The sequence below is a fragment of the Paenibacillus koleovorans NBRC 103111 genome, assembly GCF_004000845.1.
Classification (GTDB): Bacteria; Bacillota; Bacilli; order Paenibacillales; family NBRC-103111; genus Paenibacillus_AA; species Paenibacillus_AA koleovorans.
Window position 1 is genome coordinate 1 of the sequence record NZ_BIMA01000036.1, and the last position, 15,872, is coordinate 15,872.

Here is a 15,872-nt window from a genome sequence, read left to right on the forward strand (position 1 = left end):
TTTCCTCCAATTCGATAGGTTACCCCTATCATAATTGCGAATCGGAGCGGTTCATACATCCTTTAGTATGTTTTTTCATGCTGTTTGGGTATCAGAGAAATGCAAGTCTACAAGCCTTAACGTCGCTCTATGGACAGCTACCATCGCGGATTTACACTCATCAAGGGTGAATATAGTATTATTTAACTATTCTGCCCGTTTGTTCAACGAAATAAGGGAGCGCGGCTTCAGCGGTCTGCTCCCTAGTTCATTTCACTAATATTCCTCGTTGAACAGTCGTTACTTTTTCTTTACTGGTATCCAGATCTCACCCTGTGTATGCCCTGGCATTCCATAATACATTTCGAATTGAGGGCCCTCAACCTGTTCGTATCCTGATGTCGGGAACCATTCGGTATATATACGTTCCCATAGTTTTTGCAAATCACATTGAGGTTCTGGGAAGATTGCCCATGTTAAAGTCGGTACTGACAGCTTGGTGAATCTTTCCGGAAGTTCAAGCCCCTTCGGTAAATGATAACATACCATGTACTTGAATGATTCACCCGTGTGATCATATAAGGCAGCATGTAACACATTATTACCAAACCGACCCAGTAGCCCGTTCATTAGATCTACACTACCATCTTCATCGCACTGTTGACGGAACCGAGGAACATCAATAAATGCTGATTGGAAATCCTGACTGACGAGACCATAAACGCCGAACATCTCAAACGACTTTTTTGGTTCAATACGATAATTCATTTCGATAGCTCCTTTAATTGAAATATTAAAGGACATACGAGGGTAGGCCTTGAGAGAAACGCCTTGATCACGCGCAGATGTCGGCATAATCCCGTGAAGACTCTTGAACGCCCGTCCGAACGCTTCTGGCGATTGATATCCATATTTAATGGCTACATCGATCACTTTTACATCGGTTGTCTGCAGTTCAAAAGCCGCCAATGTCAATCGTCTACGCCGGATATACTCGGATAACGAGATTCCGGTAATGAATGGAAACATTCTTTGAAAATGATAAGAAGAACAACAGGCTCTCTGCGCTACTTCATCAAGCGAAATATCGTCCGTTAGATTTGTTTCGATATATTCCATTGCACTCTTCATTCTCGTCAACCAATCCATCGTATCCCCTCCCTTCGAGATCAATTATATTGGAGTCAAAAAAGGAATACCGTGCATTCTCTGCACGAAATAGTCACATTGAGATCCGCCGCCAATACTAAGCTAAAAGAACCGTCGATACAGTTCTCTCCGACGTCCGCCACGGAGCTGTGGGGTATACGTTCGCTTCAATTTCTCCTCGATCTGCAAGCCGTTTTAAGGCCCTTCTAATCGATACCCAGGCGCTTGGCTTTAATCACTTAAGTTCATAAATTTATAATAAAACCTCCCTATAGCAGCTATTAAATCTTATAAGTTGAACCAGAACATTTCCTGTTAACAGGCAGGTATACGAAACCTCACCGTCGAAGTCATACTTACAAAATATGGGCGATGATTGACTATGAAAAACACAGAAATATCGGAAGAACAAACGCGCTTAATATCCTTAAATCTAATGCGGTCAAGGTAATGGGCTGCTGAGCTATCCTGTAGTAGAAAAAACCGCTCGTCTCAAAGGGAGAAACAAAGCGGTTTTTTTCATTATTTTATTGTAAAGTGCAATAATGCCAGCTGTTAAACTCGGTCTATTGCGATACTGCCGGTGAAATTGAATGGAAGAGCTTGCGCTACAACTCCACCGCTGTTTTCATATCCGGTAACTATTGCGATTCGCTCCCCTTTAGACACCGGAATGTTCAGCCCTTCAGCAATGCCAAATCGGGGTTCGCGAATTGGGTAGCTAACTCCAAGAACATAAGGCGGAGCGAGAGCTTTCGAGCTGTTTACAATAGTGAATGTGTTGGAATTCTGAGGGGCAATTGCAACCGCGATATAAAGACTCATATTGGATGGAGCAATCCATGCCGCAACTGTAGAGTATTGACCCACTACAGCGGTAATGATTCCATCGTATGGCATGCTAAAAACAACAAACTCATCATTAGCATCCAGTGAAAAGGTGTCTCCACCAGTCACTGAAATGATACCTGAATTGTAACCAAAACCTAATAAATAGGTCGAGGTGAGATCCGCGGAAGTATTCGTAATAGGAGTAATTGCATTCAAGCTAGCTGCCGGTATAATAGAACCGCCACCGGAACCGGCTGGCCCCGTCGCTCCTGTTTCACCGGTGCCGCCCGTGGCACCCGTGGCCCCGTCCGCGCCGGTAGCACCCGTCGCTCCTGTTTCGCCGGTGGCGCCTGTAGCGCCCATGGCGCCCGTGGCCCCGTCCGCGCCGGTAGCACCCGTCGCTCCTGTTTCACCGGTGGCGCCTGTAGCGCCTGTGGCCCCGTCCGCGCCGGTAGCACCCGTCGCTCCTGTTTCGCCGGCGGCTCCTGTAGCGCCTGTGGTACCGGCGGCTCCAGTAGCGCCAGTTGGACCGGTAGGGCCTGTTACAGAAGGGTTTTCTATAGTGATAATAGCTGATCCCTGGGCCACCGTAATATCCAGCGTACTGGATTGGAAGATCAGATTATCCCCTACTCCCATTGTAGCAACACCGGAAGGCCCAAGCACAGTAAATAGCGGCGATTCGGTATCAAACGCCCCGGTAGCTCCGGTAGGTCCGATAGGTCCGATAGGTCCGATAGGTCCGGTGGGCCCGGTAGGTCCAGGTGGCCCCTGTGGCCCGCCCGCTGGGCCTGTAGGTCCTGGAGGGCCGGTGGGGCCAACCATTGTGCTCGAATTTAACGCGCTATCCAATTTCGCCTGCAGAAACATTTGGTTCCGTGCCGTACTGTCCAACGTATTCCGAATGCTCTGGTTAACAGACAATAGATCCTGCACAGTCGCTGGAGGCCCGCTTAAGCCAGGCAACGTTCCCAACACATATTGGAGTTTTTCACCCTCGGCATTTAAAATATGGCTCAACCCAATTTCTTCCATTGCGATTGAAGATAGTACCAAGTTGATGACGTCTTCTCGGGTAATTGTAATGCTGGGTGTAATATTAGGGATGTTCGGTTGCGACATGTTTCTTCCTCCCACTTAAAAGTAAGGTCTTCACCTGCTACCTCACTCATTCATTTCAGATGAGGCAAAGAATGTTTAGGAGCACAACGCTGTCTTTACACAGTCCTTCAGTCTCGAGCAAGCGTTGATCCGACAAACGGGTGACAAAGTTCCTCTTCGACGCCCCATCTCCTATGTGCTTAGATAGGACGGGTATAGTTTGGGTTTATTTTTTCAATCCTCCCCTAAAAGAGTAGCGATACACTTTACATCGTACCGCTGCTCTCCAGAATTATTTCTTGGCTATATTATGCAATTGAGGAGTACAGTGCCTGTACGGCAATCTATTTTTTTCAAGACTAATCTACTTGGCGGTAAGCGTCAAATTGAGCCCGTCTCCAACAGAGGATCGTAAGTCTGAAATCCAAGTTCTCCGCACGTAGTTTGGAAAATACCGAATAAGCTGTGCCAATAACTAATTTGTAGAAAAAATCGTTTTTAAATCAATTCAGATGGTCCGTTAATGCCTTGCCAGCTCGTCTTCTCGAAATCTCCCAAGGGAAGCAGCAGGTTTTAGCCGCCTACATCGGCCGGATTGGCTCCAATCGCGGTCAGCGCCAGAACTAGGCGAGAATACTCGGTAAACTTCTTGTCGTGCAGATCCCCCTTCAATACAACGACATATTTCTCAACGGTTTTGTAGTACGCATCGAAGTAACTTTGAGCCACGGCTTGATCCGACCGAGCCAGACCGATGACCGCCCACTCCCCGCCGACCGAGCCACCCTCCGGATGGCTGACCTGGTTGAGCAGATATTGAGCCGTGTCTTCCAGAGCCATATCCACTTCTGATTGGCTTGCCGCCATTCCCGATGTCTCGGCTAGTAAATTCAAAGCCATGACGATAATTAACATCATTAAGGAATTTATGCGTATTTTGCTCATGGATGTCCCTCCGATAAAAAAGGAATAAGGAACAATCAATAAAAACCGGCTACCCCTTAAGGGGTTACTTCCCTGCCTTATCTTCGATGATATCCGCTTCTTCTTGCTTCTGAATGCACTCTCGAATCACATCTTTGTTGATTCCGACGGTACTTACATAATACCCTCTAGCCCGCAGATGTCTGCTACTCCCTTGCTTCATTTGCGGGAAGCGATCAAAAACCATTAGAGCGCTTTTCCCTTTTAGGTATCCCATGAATTCGGATACGCTCAACTTCGGCGGTATCTTTACGTACATGTGCACATGATCCGCACTTAAGCTACCTTTCACCAATTCCACATTCTTGTATTCACATAGCGTCCTTAATATTTCCCCTACTTCTTTTCGGATCTCCTTGAAGAACACCTTTCTCCGATATTTCGGGATGAATATGATAGGATAACTGCAAGCCCACCGGGTGTGGGCTAGACTGCTACCACCCATGGGTACCGTCCCCCTTTGCTTGAGAATTGGGCTGGCGAAACCAATTCTCAGTATAGCAACGGGGGACTTTTTCCCATCACGCCTCACGGCACTTCCTGTTCAGTTCTCCCAGGCATAGCCTGGGGCTTAATATTTGAGTTAAGATCCTCGATATTGATCATTTCCACTTTCCCAATCCGGCAGCCGGTGCTGTAGAGAAACTTAGCAGTGCTTATTCCCTAAGTGACTGACATGAGATTTTCAAGTGGATGACGTCTTCCTTAATCAAAAACTTAGGAATGCGGACTGAAGCCTTGAATGCGCTTGTCAGCTTCATACAACCCCCACAACTCACTTAAGTTCATAATAAAACCTCCCAATAGAAACTTTTAAATCTAGTTGCATCTAAGGAGAGGTTTTAATCTGTTTACTGTTTTGAACTAGCGTTCTCCGTTACTTCAATAAGTTTTTTCAATGATTTTTCACCTAAATGAACGATGGGGATTAATTTTAACAATCTCATAGTATGTACTTTTGTTTATTTCGAATCCACAACATGTACAAACTTCATGCATGGATTCAATTTTCCTCATTTTGCTGCCACAATTCACATAAAAGAAACTTCCTAGTTCACTTTTTTCAACTTCAGATATCTGTACTTTAACCTCTTTAGAATTTTCTATTGTTTCATTAAAAACTTTCTCCATGTGCTTTGAAAAATAACTATCTCCAGCTTTACAATATAACTTTGCATTATTAAATTTCAGTTCTTCTCTGCAATAAGGGCAATACATTTTTTTTAATCCTCCCTCAAATTAAAGTAGCAATAGGTAAGCGTTTGATGCGATCTCCAGCTTTTCCCCTGCTCCACACGGAGCGTGCCAGTTTCCCAAGCACTCCGCGTACCGTCTAATGGAGGTTACTCGTTCATTGGCTCCTCGTTACTCATGGATATAAGGTCTGGTTAGATCGGTTCTAGGCCGCATTGTTTGCGGTATAGGTTGATCTTTATCACCATTGACTCGGTGGGACCGAGTCGGGAAATGAGTACACCGTTTTTACATTAACAAGCGGGCATTATGGATCCCGAGTACAAAATTGTTGAAGAGTATGGCATTTGGAGCGGTCGGCGATGATCGCAGTATTTGAATTCGTTTCTTGGCTTCGGCCACGATTTTTTGCCTTTTGCCGGTTTTAATGCCGGTGTGCGCCACTCTCTTCTTTCCCTTTTTGTTCGCGCGGATGGTGAATCCATGGAATTCAGATTCTCGTTTTCGTAGATTGACGATCTGCGATTTTTCCGGCGAAAATATCCAGTTTGAGGCGCTCTTTCAGAAACTTTCTTACGGCATGGTACTATCTCTGGGCGGTCTTCCAATCCCGACAAAGGATCTTGAAATCATCGGCGTAACGTACGATGTATCCTTTTTTGAGTGTGGTTCGTCTCTTTGCATATAGCTCGCCTGATCTTGTCTTTTTCGGGTGACAGCCCTTGTTGCAACGTCCCTTGCTTTCCAAGTCCCTTACCGCCTAGCTATTCATACTGAACTTAGGTGCTCCCTTTAGGCCTTGAGCTGGATGCCGCCATAGTTCGGCATAGCGTATTTCAGTGGGCAAATTTTTACTTTACGCCACTCACACCATCGTGGATGGCCTATATGTTTCCATATGTTTTAACTGTAGACCCTTACATTCGGTTGTTTGTCAGTCCCTTTTTCGAACATTCTCACCGTATTCAGTTTTTCAGCCGCGCGGCATATCCGTTGGCGTACCTGTTCCGTTAGGACTGGCTCTAGTCTTCGTTCTGCCGGCTCCACCTGAACTTCATACCTCATGGCCTGTCCGCCACGACGCACGCAGGAGTATTGGCGGGATGGTTTTCGAATACATGGTTCCGTCATTCCCATCCTCGGTTGTAAAGTTAAGATTTTTCTTTAAATCTCCTGCATTTCGCACTGTACTGCTTATAGCAGAACTTGTCGAACCTGCCCGTTACTTCAATGAATATGGGAGCATCCGCCACGGCGGTCTGCTCCAAGGTTCATTATTCTAATTTTTCAATAAAACTGTCAAAACTTGCAGCGATGAAATAGTCAACGAGATCTTCATCATAAAAATATACTACTGCTGGATTTGCTACTTGATTTCTATAGTCTAGACACACATATCCATGGTTCTCAACACTAATAGGCACTATGTGTTTATATGCTTGATACACTTCTTTATTATGATCACTAAATGCTAACTGCTCTTCGATTATTGAAACATGTTCCCGATAGTTTTTTATAAGGTCCTCTAAAGGATAAAACCTACCAGTGTCTATGTGTTTAATGCCAGTTCTCTTTGTTATTTGAATTGTACCCTTTTTAAGCTTGCCACCATTCTGATGCTCCATTAAATTCAAGTAACTCTTAGGTAATTTATATCCAATACTGTTTTCAATCTCAATTAATTTATTTAAGTCGAGAGGTCCTCTCCTATTTTCATTAGTCATAAGCCACACGTCATTGCCTCCTAAAGAAATATGGACAAACTACCGGCATTTTTCCTTTTCTTCAACAAACGTTCGCCGTTACTTCAACAATCTGGCGATAACTTCGGCAGCCTGGCCGTATCCCAATTACAATTGAATGTCACATCCATCAAAGGTCAGGTCTTTTTGAATGAGTTCAACAGCGTTGACGATTGCACTTTTCTGGAGTTCTGAAAGGTTTCCTTCATCTCCATTCCAGGCGCTCAGCCACCAGAAGAAGGAACAAATATTTCTGTAATCCATAAACAGTGGAATCTGTTGGATCCAGAACGTGTCAAAGTTATTTTGCTTAAAGTAGCCTGTCAGAAACTCATTCAAAAACTGCTTTGCAAATTCATGTTTTGATTTCCGATCATGCTTAGGTGAACCCCACCAGACTGCATGGGTGGCTGCGACTCCAATATCCAGCGCAAACCAACCGTATATAGAGTCGTCGAAATCAAAAACCGTAATCTCGCCTTGTTCGATAAGGAAATTATATGGATGGAAATCATAATGGATCAGTCCGTACGATTTCTCGTCTTTGGGGAAGGATGAAATCTTTCTTTCAAACGACCGTAATTTATCAAGGAGGATCCGATAATTCCCTTCCTGCAAGTGAGGGTTATCGTTTTTGGCTGGACCCCAATCCGCTCTCTTTAAACTTGGGTCACCAAGATTGTAAGATTTCGTAAGCTGATGAATCTTCCCCATTAATTCTCCCCATTGATTAAACAAAGAGGGGCCCCACATTTGCGGCTCTCTGTCAAAGAAGATCCCTGGTGCCATTTGAAAGGCCGCCGCAATAACCCATTTCTCATTCTCATTATAAACGGCGATTAATTGTCCATCTGTTGTTGTGATTGGCAACGAAACCTTTATTCCGTTCTCGGCCAAATAGCGCACCCAATGAACTTCCGCTTTTATGTTGTTTACATAATCAAATGGCTTTTCAGATAATCGTAAGATGTACGGCAAATCGTTTTTTGAAAATCGGTACACTTCATTTGTTGAATTACTGATAAACGCTAATGTTTCAACATCAAATCCAAAGGATAAAGCTGCTCTAGACAATATTTCAGGAGATGCCATGTAAATCCTCCACACTCAATGTTTCCAGGCTAGGTCATAAACTACTTTACATGGAATAACTCGTCCCTCAGCTTTAACGCCATACTTCACTATGACAGCAGCGGCAGGAGAATCACTATTGAAGTAAACTCTTCCTTTAGTTCAAAGAGCAATATCCGCTTCATCAATCCAATCAGTTGGTATCTGATAATACTGCACTTCTCCACTGCTTTTGCTTTCCCAATCGGCCTTCCCGTTCTTTCCTTCAAGTCTGAAGTAGAGATTGTCATTCTTGTACTTTTGTAATATTGCTTTTAGAACAACCCCAATAAAGCTATAACGGGGCACAATGCGAGCGCCATCGCTAAACGTCCTTACTATGATCAATTTGCCGCCCATGCTGGACTTCCGTTCAAGTGTAGCAATGTGATCTTGAACCTGCCCGTACTTAATTGCAACGTCCGTGCTGGGACCCTTATTCTTAAGATGGTTATGTCCGCGAGCTTCGGTTGCAAATGCGTCCCTACCAAAGTTCTCAGCTGCCCAACGTTCCGCTATCTTGTATTGAAAATGATTTTTTCTGGCTTGATACCCCGGCATTATTGCGTCCCCCCTAATTGTTATAATGGAAAGATACCAGAGAAATCAAAAAGCCTCAAACCGACAGTTTTTTGACAGAGAGCAACAGAAACCCAGTTTCCTCCATAATTTAAGATTCAGCAACGTTTATCACCAATTTTTCATTTTCCGAAAATATTGATTCCTGAATCGTTCATTAATTCTCCATCTCTTCTATCAGTGCAAGTTGTGAGCATCACATAAAAATCAAAACTGAAGAGCAGCTGCCGTGGTGGCAAACAGCTCGTGGATAGCTGAACTCCCTCGTCACTCGTTAACTCAAATATTAAGCCCCAGGCTATGCCTGGGAGAACTGAACAGGAAGAGCCGTGAGGCATGATGGGAAAAAGTCCCCCTTTGCTATACTGAGAAGTGGTTTCGCCAGCCAAATTCTCAAGCAAAGGGGGACGGTACCCATGGGTGGTAGCAGTCTAGCCCACACCCGGTGGGATTGTAGTTATCCTATCATATTCATCCCAAAATTTCGCTGAAAGGTATTCTTCAAGGAGATTCGAAAAGAAGTAGGAGAAATATTGAGGAAGCTGTGTGAGTACAAGAATGTGGAGTTAGTGAAAGGCAGCATCAGTGCGGATCATGTACACATGTATGTAAAAATTCCACCGAAGCTGAGTGTATCCGAATTTATGGGATACCTGAAAGGGAAGAGTGCCCTTATGGTATTTGATCGGTTCCCGCAAATGAAACAAGGGAGCGGAAGACATTTGTGGGTACGAGGTTATTACGTAAGTACGGTCGGGATCAACAAAGATGTGATCCGAGAGTACATCCAAAAGCAAGAAGAAGCAGATATCATCGAAGACAAGGCATCGAAATAAACCCCTTCAGGGGTAGCCAGTAAAAATGGCTGGCGAAACCGCGCCTTTAGGCGCTGCCAGTATTAGGCCCCTTATAGGGGCGATATCAAGCCACCCGTTGAACGGGTGGTACTGTGACTTAGCTTCAGTATGTGAGTCCAATTTAGAGGAAGCTTGTAGTCGCTCAAATGCTGTTCAATAAAATTAGTTTTCTTCAAGATTAACTATCAATTCAGACAGATGAGATGTATCATTAAATTTATGCAAGGCATGCTGACTAAAGATGTTTGTTTGTAAAATTGAAATACTTCCGACAGATGCTAAGTAGTATGCTCTAGACAACATTTCAGTTTGAAAGTTCATCCACCACGCAATAATATATCCCAATGTTCCACCGTGAGTAACAATAATTAAGTTCTTCTGCTCCGAATTATATATTTTATCCATACAGTTACATACTCGAGTGAAAAATTGCCTCCACGTTTCACCTTCGTGAAATTCTTGATAATCTATATCAAATCCAGTGCCAGTTCGAGGATTCCTGTTTGCTCTTGCCCATTCTTTTGTTTTTCCAGCTGCAATCCCAGTGTTAATCTCTCGAAGGTCCTGCTCTTCAATAACGTTTAATCCAAGATGATTACCAACAATTTCGGCAGTTTGGTTTGCTCGCATCAAATCAGAAGAGTAAAGAATGTACTCATCTGTAGCAATCTCTTTAGCTAATTTTAATCCTAAGAATCCCGACCTTATTTGGCACGACTGAGAATGCCGTCTATGGCCAACTCTTCTCCGCACTCATCGTCTTCGTGCTGCTAAAATGGTTGTTTGATGGCGCATGTCATACGTTGCCTCGCCATGCGGAACTTAGTTTTGTTCGATTTACTCGCTTGCTGTTGCAAGATGAATTACCGATAGAATGGATAATAGGCATAAATCGCATGATTCGTTTTAATTTCGCACCCATTCCAGTTACAATTTCTGGTTAATCAACAGGCCTGTTCGTAAGTATATGTTACAAATCCTTCAATAGTTCGGAAAGAAAAAGCTGCCGCTTGGACCACGGCAGCTTCTTGAATTAGGCCAATCTTTTTTCCCTATACAGGACTCATCACCAATTGGTTAGTGGATACGGGATCAACCCGATTCCTAGCCGGTTGTTCGTCGATTGAGTCAACTCTACGGATTTGTAAACCAGCTCCCCTTTGCTGCATCATTGACGATCACCGCATACCCGACGTAGTTGGTTCCGGTTGCCCCTTTGTCCGCATCCTTCTGGTCCCAATAGATTGTCGGCGTAAGCGACGTCACGATAATTGGGAATTGGAGAACGAATGTCCAACTGCCCAATAATCGGGGTCTAAATCCTCGGTCCCCCACAGCACACTATCGTCTCGCTCCATATCGTCCGTATAACTTATGATAAACTTCAGATTGTAACTATATTTTCAGTCCATCCTTGAATAAGGTTGACATATTTGGACACATGTGCTAGAACGAAATTATCCAATCTGAAAGGAGGGATATATATTGAGTAAATACACATTTAATCCAGCTGAAAAAAGCGGAGAGAGTCTTACTGTCAAATATGACATCGAACATGTGTATAACGCAACACTTAAAGCTTTATCGGATTCTAAGGGGTACAAGAAGGTCGAGGGAAATAAAGTTCTGCATAGAATTTCTACCGTCACGAAAGCTTCACTGTTCTCTTGGGGTGAAAGGATTACAGTACAACTCAATGAGATTGAACCTCAAAAAACTCAAATATCTGTATTATCTGAATTAAAGACATCTGTAGGCTCTCAAGGAGTAGGTACACAGGCGACCATAGGCAAAAAGAATAAGAAAAATATTGACGTACTCTTCGAACTTATTAGCAAGTATCTATAAAATCATTTCGTGCGTTCAATTTATCAATGAAGGCGGACAAGTTGCTTAAATTTACTGTCTCTTTGCGCCTTTCTTGTGCAAGGGTTACAGTCATGGTAGCGAGCCCGCCTTTCGCTTATGAAACAAACCAAGTGTTTATTTAGGGCCAAACTGCTCAAAAGGTCATACATGATTCGTAAGCGATTGCCCTGAGACTTTGTCGAAAACACTTGACTTTTTAAAAAACCCGCATAAACGCGAAGGATACCTGTTCAACGGTATATCTTACGAGATTATAGGTGATCGATTTTGAAACAAACCCTTGAGCCACCACGGTTCCGTAAGCTTTCGCAAGGAGAGTGCGCCGGCGCACCGATTCTGCGTACCCTGTGGGAGAAATTTGATTTTTCCTTGTTGCTGACGCAATCCGGTATTTTCAAACGCAGTGGCGCACCGGCATGGATGCTTTGTTTTTTATAGTTTCAAAAACAATGTTAAGATTTGGTTCAATACCGTTTGCTATCCTGCACTCGTTCATCAACATCACAACAAAGGCCTAGCCAACAACTATTTTGGCGAACTTTCTTTTGCCTGCTTGAATGATGTCCCCACTTTGAATCTCCGCTCGTTCATTAGGGTCAAGAAGCTTAATTTCGTTGAGTTTAACCGCCCCTTGAACGACACTACGCCTCGCTTCGCTATTTGAGGACGCAAATCCGAGAGTTACAAGGAGATTGCTAATGGAAATCCCCCCTTCTTCTAGAAGTTCTTTTTTAACATGAACTTCTTCGATATGCTCAGGAAGGGATCGCTTCTGGAATACGGTGATAAAATGTTGCTCCGCTTGTTCAGCCTCTTCCTCCCCGTGGTACATCCGAACCAATTGTTTGGCCAGTTGAATCTTAGCATCACGAGGATGAACATCCCCATTTTCCAGTCCTTCTTTCAACTCGAAAAGCTCTTCATTCGTTATGCTTGTACTAAGTTCAAAGTATTTCAGCATCAAGTCGTCAGGGATGGACATGGTCTTGCCGAAGATTTCATTTGGGGATTCATCAATGCCAATATAGTTACCAAGACTTTTGCTCATTTTCTGGACTCCATCAAGTCCCTCCAGTAATGGCATCAGGATGGCCGCTTGACTGTCTTTAAGACCGAATGCCCCTTGTAATGTTCTGCCCATCAAAATATTAAAAGTTTGATCTGTACCACCAATCTCAATATCGCTCTCAAGTGAAACTGAATCATACCCTTGCATCAGCGGATAAAAGAACTCATGGATGTGAATGGACTGGTTGTTAGAGAACCGCTTTGCAAAGTCATCTCGCTCCAACATTCGTGCAACCGTAACTTTAGCTGCCAGTTGCAGAACCTCTTGAAAGTTCAGTTTTTCGAGCCATGTTGAATTAAAATGAAATTTTGTTCTATTCGGGTCAAGAATTTTATACAATTGCTGTTCGTAGGTTGCTGCGTTTCGTTTTACATCATCCTCTGTCAGTTGTTTTCTTGTCTCGGATTTTCCAGTAGGGTCCCCGACTCTTCCAGTAAAGTCACCTATAATGAGCTGTACCTCATGCCCCAAATCTTGAAATTGTCTTAACTTTTGCAGTACGACTGTGTGGCCTATATGAATATCAGGCGCAGATGGATCAAGCCCAAGTTTTACCCTTAGAGGTTTGCCCGATGTCACTGAGGCTGCTATTTTTTGTTTGAGTGCGTCCTCGGGTATGATCTCAGCGGTCCCTCTTCGGATGATGTTTAGTTGTCATTCCACTTCTTGTTTTTGTTCTTCAGAAAGCTGCTTCATGGTATCCATCCACCGTCCTCTTAATATTCAAAAATAAAAAGACAACCTTCAATCCCATAAGGGACGAGAAGGTTGTCTCGCGGTACCACCCTAATTAAAGAAGTATCCATAACTTCTTTCACTTATATTGAGATAACAGCATCTTAAAGATGCCGAGAGGAGCTACTTAGGTTCAACTTTTCACTTCTCCAACTCCGGATTGTAATTCGGAAAGATGACAGCACCGGTTCGCACCACCCACCGGCTCACTGAATGCATTCAATCATCCTTCTTACTAAGGGGCTCAGCCCCGATCCATCATTGCTTTTTACTTTATTCAATTTTCACCATTTAATCATATGACGAAAAGCATGTCAACTGCTCAATTCCCATTTACCCTCTTGATTATTAGTTTTCTTCAATACTTTTGAATACTAAATCGATTTCCATCTGGATCGAAGAAATGGAACCGCGCAAATCCGTTTAGATTACCGGAAATATCGGAAACGGATACACCGCTTTCAAGTAAGAATTGATGATAGTTTTGGAATACCCATTTATCATGAAGGACGCAGCAAGGTGTAACCGGGCCGTTAATTGGACCTGTATACGCATTCGGGGGCAGCGTTTCTAGCCACCATAATGATGTTCCGGGATGATGCTCTACCCCAAGCCCCATAAGAACCCATCCCTTTTCAGAATGCTCCTCTAGTAGAGACATCCCTACATGCTTCCGGTACCATTCCTTGGCTGCTTTTACATCCCTTACTCCGATACGAACCCAACTTGGACAAAGCCTTGCTCCGTAATCTTGTTCAAGCTCCGGGTACCCGCAAACGGTCAGACGCGTACCTTCGAAAGTTGCCCAAAGATCGAAATAATACCTTTCCCCCGGACCCAAATAAATGTCGGAAATGCGGATTTCATTTTCCTTAAAGTAATTGTGAGCCCCCACAATATCTTTAGTATTCCAGCACCAACGTACATTGGGATCAACTCCGCGATCCACCAAATCTGGATGCGGCCCACTTTCGGAAAGTACGGATTTTATCCATGTCCCAAAAGCATGCCGAGTCAGTTTCTCTGAGCTAGAGGCATGGGTGTCACCGCTTTTCCAAAGGAAATGCTTGGAGTACCATTCCGTCGCCGCTTCATGATAATCCCATAAAACATGGATAAAACCTCCGTCATATTTTAAGGAAGGGACTATGTTATGTTCCGTAACCTTTTTTTCTTTTCTCAATACAACGGGAAACCATACATCTATAACTAACGATGAATCGTCAACCATGCTCCTTAGCAGTTGAAAGTAAAACGGCGAAGCTTCAACATAATCTGAATTCGGCAGCCATTGCTTCAGGAAAAAATCTACGGTGGGACCTGTAGTCCGCACGGACCCGTTGTGAGAAATGACCGCATACTGATGTGCCGCTACTTTTGTAGAAGACATTCCTTCGGGCAGCCTCACCTGTTCCTCTGACTCAACACCGACAAAGAGTGTAAACGTTCGCCCGGGCATATAGTCATCAGAAAACATGGAATAGACATACACTTTATCGTTTTTGCGGCCGGGGATCTCTCCGATACGCTTCATGAATGCTTTAACTAAGTTGGCGGAGTCCCTGCCACTTGAGTCAATCGCTTCGGTTGTAATACCAACCAGAATTAGAGCATCGAGAACTGTCAATTGAACATTCATCAGATTTCGCTCCTATCCTCTTTTAATAATCGGAATGCAGCAATCCACATAAACTGCATTCCTGACATCTGATACTGAGAATAGCTCAAGCAGCGTTCTGTTATCATCAAAGACAAAACCACTTTCAGGAAGCCATTCATAAAAAAAGATATCCATGATGAAATCAAACAGGTTGGGATGCTTCTCTAACTGAATGACACCATACGTTCCGCCAGCAAGCTGGCGACTACCCATTCCTAAGGTATCATCCAGATTAGCAGGTATCGTTCGACAAGCATCATACCTCCAATGAACCTGATCCCCGCGTAAAGGGAAATGATAAGGGATTCCGATGTTCATGGATTGGTAAATCGCATTCGGGTTTAACTTGGCCCAGATCGAAACCCTCTCGAATGCTTGTCGGATCCTTTCTTGATCAGAGAAAGAATCTGTTCTTCCGATACATCGATCGTAGATGACACTGTAAGAAGGCAGCTGTTTTACAAAAACCTTTAGAGATCTTTTTACTTCAATTCGCACTGTACCATCCGGATTACTATTATTGTAATAGTTTGTATCGAAATATCTTTCGGTGATCTTGCGATCTATTTCACAAATCTTGCGATTTTGAAGATTACCTTCCCTGAACTCTGAAGCATTTCTTCCAAAGTAACTTTTGAACGAACGAGAAAAATCGCCGATAGATGAAAAACCGCAATCTACAGCAATTTCAGATAGACTTTGGCCATGATGGAGTATTATTTTAGTTAGAGATCGTTCCAATCGAGTTCTTTTTACATAATCGTTGAGATTTTCACCGGTGACCGCTTTAAATAAGCGATGAAAGTGAAAAGGCGAGTAGGAAACTAACTCCGCTACCTTTTGGAGCGTAAGCTTTTCATTAAGGTGCTCTTCAATGTAATCCATTGCATAATAAACTAAAAGGCGATGCCTCTCTTGAACCACAATGTGTTGACTGCTCATCTGCGCTCTCCCAGTCCCATAAAGGAGTTCATTGGACAATTTAGATTCCCGAAACATTGATTGCAAAAATA

The 15,872-nt window shown here is 43.6% G+C and carries 14 protein-coding genes, 2 pseudogenes and 1 other annotated feature; of the genes and pseudogenes, 2 read left to right on the forward strand and 14 right to left on the reverse strand.

Annotation, left to right across the window (positions count from 1 at the left end; all coding sequences use genetic code 11):
• Window positions 1-279: 279 nt before the first annotated feature.
• From PKO02S_RS13900 to PKO02S_RS13945, 9 genes and pseudogenes are all read right to left on the reverse strand, one after another.
• Window positions 280-1,128, reverse strand: a complete 849-nt coding sequence (locus PKO02S_RS13900) for an AraC family transcriptional regulator (RefSeq protein ID WP_127583757.1) — start codon at window positions 1,126-1,128, stop codon at window positions 280-282.
• A gap of 555 nt (window positions 1,129-1,683) precedes the next feature.
• Window positions 1,684-3,081 carry an alpha-helical endospore appendage domain-containing protein gene (locus PKO02S_RS13905; RefSeq protein WP_127583759.1) on the reverse strand — a complete coding sequence of 466 codons (1,398 nt, stop codon included), beginning with the start codon at window positions 3,079-3,081 and terminating at the stop codon, window positions 1,684-1,686.
• Window positions 3,082-3,633: 552 nt separating this feature from the next.
• Window positions 3,634-4,005, reverse strand: coding sequence for a hypothetical protein (locus tag PKO02S_RS13910; protein WP_127583761.1), 372 nt, complete (start codon window positions 4,003-4,005; stop codon window positions 3,634-3,636).
• Window positions 4,006-4,069: 64 nt separating this feature from the next.
• Window positions 4,070-4,489 (reverse strand): IS200/IS605 family transposase, encoded by a 420-nt coding sequence (gene tnpA, locus PKO02S_RS13915; protein ID WP_127583763.1) that lies wholly within the window; start codon window positions 4,487-4,489, stop codon window positions 4,070-4,072.
• Between the two features lie 461 nt (window positions 4,490-4,950).
• Complete coding sequence (locus PKO02S_RS13920) at window positions 4,951-5,262, reverse strand: hypothetical protein (protein ID WP_127583765.1); 312 nt, start codon at window positions 5,260-5,262, stop codon at window positions 4,951-4,953.
• Between the two features lie 282 nt (window positions 5,263-5,544).
• Window positions 5,545-5,920 (reverse strand): annotated as a pseudogene (locus PKO02S_RS33885) (reverse transcriptase domain-containing protein); the annotation flags it as partial.
• Window positions 5,921-6,512: 592 nt separating this feature from the next.
• The gene (locus PKO02S_RS13935; protein ID WP_246067012.1) at window positions 6,513-6,962 is read right to left on the reverse strand and encodes an SMI1/KNR4 family protein; all 450 of its coding nucleotides are present in this window, start codon (window positions 6,960-6,962) and stop codon (window positions 6,513-6,515) included.
• Between the two features lie 126 nt (window positions 6,963-7,088).
• On the reverse strand, window positions 7,089-8,072 hold the full coding sequence (locus PKO02S_RS13940) for a phosphotransferase enzyme family protein (protein ID WP_127583769.1): 984 nt from the start codon (window positions 8,070-8,072) through the stop codon (window positions 7,089-7,091).
• A 141-nt stretch (window positions 8,073-8,213) separates the two neighbouring features.
• The gene (locus PKO02S_RS13945) at window positions 8,214-8,651 is read right to left on the reverse strand and encodes a hypothetical protein (RefSeq protein ID WP_127583771.1); all 438 of its coding nucleotides are present in this window, start codon (window positions 8,649-8,651) and stop codon (window positions 8,214-8,216) included.
• Between the two features lie 434 nt (window positions 8,652-9,085).
• On the opposite strand from PKO02S_RS13945, the pseudogene tnpA (PKO02S_RS13950) reads away from it, so the two are divergent.
• Window positions 9,086-9,505: pseudogene (gene tnpA / locus PKO02S_RS13950) on the forward strand (IS200/IS605 family transposase).
• Between the two features lie 183 nt (window positions 9,506-9,688).
• Here tnpA (PKO02S_RS13950) and PKO02S_RS13955 read toward each other — a convergent pair.
• Together PKO02S_RS13955 and PKO02S_RS32385 are read right to left on the reverse strand one after the other, a co-directional pair.
• A complete protein-coding gene (locus PKO02S_RS13955; protein ID WP_127583773.1) occupies window positions 9,689-10,279 on the reverse strand; it encodes a histidine phosphatase family protein in 591 nt (196 codons plus the stop codon).
• A gap of 381 nt (window positions 10,280-10,660) precedes the next feature.
• Window positions 10,661-10,831, reverse strand: a complete 171-nt coding sequence (locus tag PKO02S_RS32385; protein WP_164821452.1) for a hypothetical protein — start codon at window positions 10,829-10,831, stop codon at window positions 10,661-10,663.
• Between the two features lie 180 nt (window positions 10,832-11,011).
• On the opposite strand from PKO02S_RS32385, the gene PKO02S_RS13965 reads away from it, so the two are divergent.
• On the forward strand, window positions 11,012-11,374 hold the full coding sequence (locus tag PKO02S_RS13965) for a hypothetical protein (RefSeq protein ID WP_127583775.1): 363 nt from the start codon (window positions 11,012-11,014) through the stop codon (window positions 11,372-11,374).
• Window positions 11,375-11,909: 535 nt separating this feature from the next.
• Here PKO02S_RS13965 and tyrS read toward each other — a convergent pair.
• The 3 genes from tyrS to PKO02S_RS13980 form a co-directional block, all read right to left on the reverse strand.
• On the reverse strand, window positions 11,910-13,109 hold the full coding sequence (tyrS, locus tag PKO02S_RS13970; RefSeq protein WP_246067014.1) for a tyrosine--tRNA ligase: 1,200 nt from the start codon (window positions 13,107-13,109) through the stop codon (window positions 11,910-11,912).
• A gap of 107 nt (window positions 13,110-13,216) precedes the next feature.
• Window positions 13,217-13,470, reverse strand: a binding site (T-box leader).
• 87 nt (window positions 13,471-13,557) lie between these two features.
• Window positions 13,558-14,838 (reverse strand): GyrI-like domain-containing protein, encoded by a 1,281-nt coding sequence (locus tag PKO02S_RS13975; protein ID WP_127583777.1) that lies wholly within the window; start codon window positions 14,836-14,838, stop codon window positions 13,558-13,560.
• A gap of 12 nt (window positions 14,839-14,850) precedes the next feature.
• Window positions 14,851-15,801: a helix-turn-helix domain-containing protein gene (locus tag PKO02S_RS13980; RefSeq protein ID WP_164821453.1), complete on the reverse strand. Its 951-nt coding sequence runs from the start codon at window positions 15,799-15,801 to the stop codon at window positions 14,851-14,853.
• Window positions 15,802-15,872: the final 71 nt, after the last annotated feature.

Excerpts from the sequence above, each read along its gene's own strand:
- PKO02S_RS13980 (WP_164821453.1), bottom strand. The coding sequence starts at position 15,801 with ATGAGCAGTCAACACATTGTGGTTCAAGAGAGGCATCGCCTTTTAGTT.
- PKO02S_RS13935 (WP_246067012.1), bottom strand. The coding sequence starts at position 6,962 with ATGACTAATGAAAATAGGAGAGGACCTCTCGACTTAAATAAATTAATT.
- PKO02S_RS13975 (WP_127583777.1), bottom strand. The coding sequence starts at position 14,838 with ATGAATGTTCAATTGACAGTTCTCGATGCTCTAATTCTGGTTGGTATT.
- PKO02S_RS13940 (WP_127583769.1), bottom strand. The coding sequence starts at position 8,072 with ATGGCATCTCCTGAAATATTGTCTAGAGCAGCTTTATCCTTTGGATTT.
- PKO02S_RS13920 (WP_127583765.1), bottom strand. The coding sequence starts at position 5,262 with ATGTATTGCCCTTATTGCAGAGAAGAACTGAAATTTAATAATGCAAAG.
- PKO02S_RS13910 (WP_127583761.1), bottom strand. The coding sequence starts at position 4,005 with ATGAGCAAAATACGCATAAATTCCTTAATGATGTTAATTATCGTCATG.
- tnpA (WP_127583763.1), bottom strand. The coding sequence starts at position 4,489 with ATGGGTGGTAGCAGTCTAGCCCACACCCGGTGGGCTTGCAGTTATCCT.
- PKO02S_RS13905 (WP_127583759.1), bottom strand. The coding sequence starts at position 3,081 with ATGTCGCAACCGAACATCCCTAATATTACACCCAGCATTACAATTACC.
- PKO02S_RS13900 (WP_127583757.1), bottom strand. The coding sequence starts at position 1,128 with ATGGATTGGTTGACGAGAATGAAGAGTGCAATGGAATATATCGAAACA.
- PKO02S_RS13945 (WP_127583771.1), bottom strand. The coding sequence starts at position 8,651 with ATGCCGGGGTATCAAGCCAGAAAAAATCATTTTCAATACAAGATAGCG.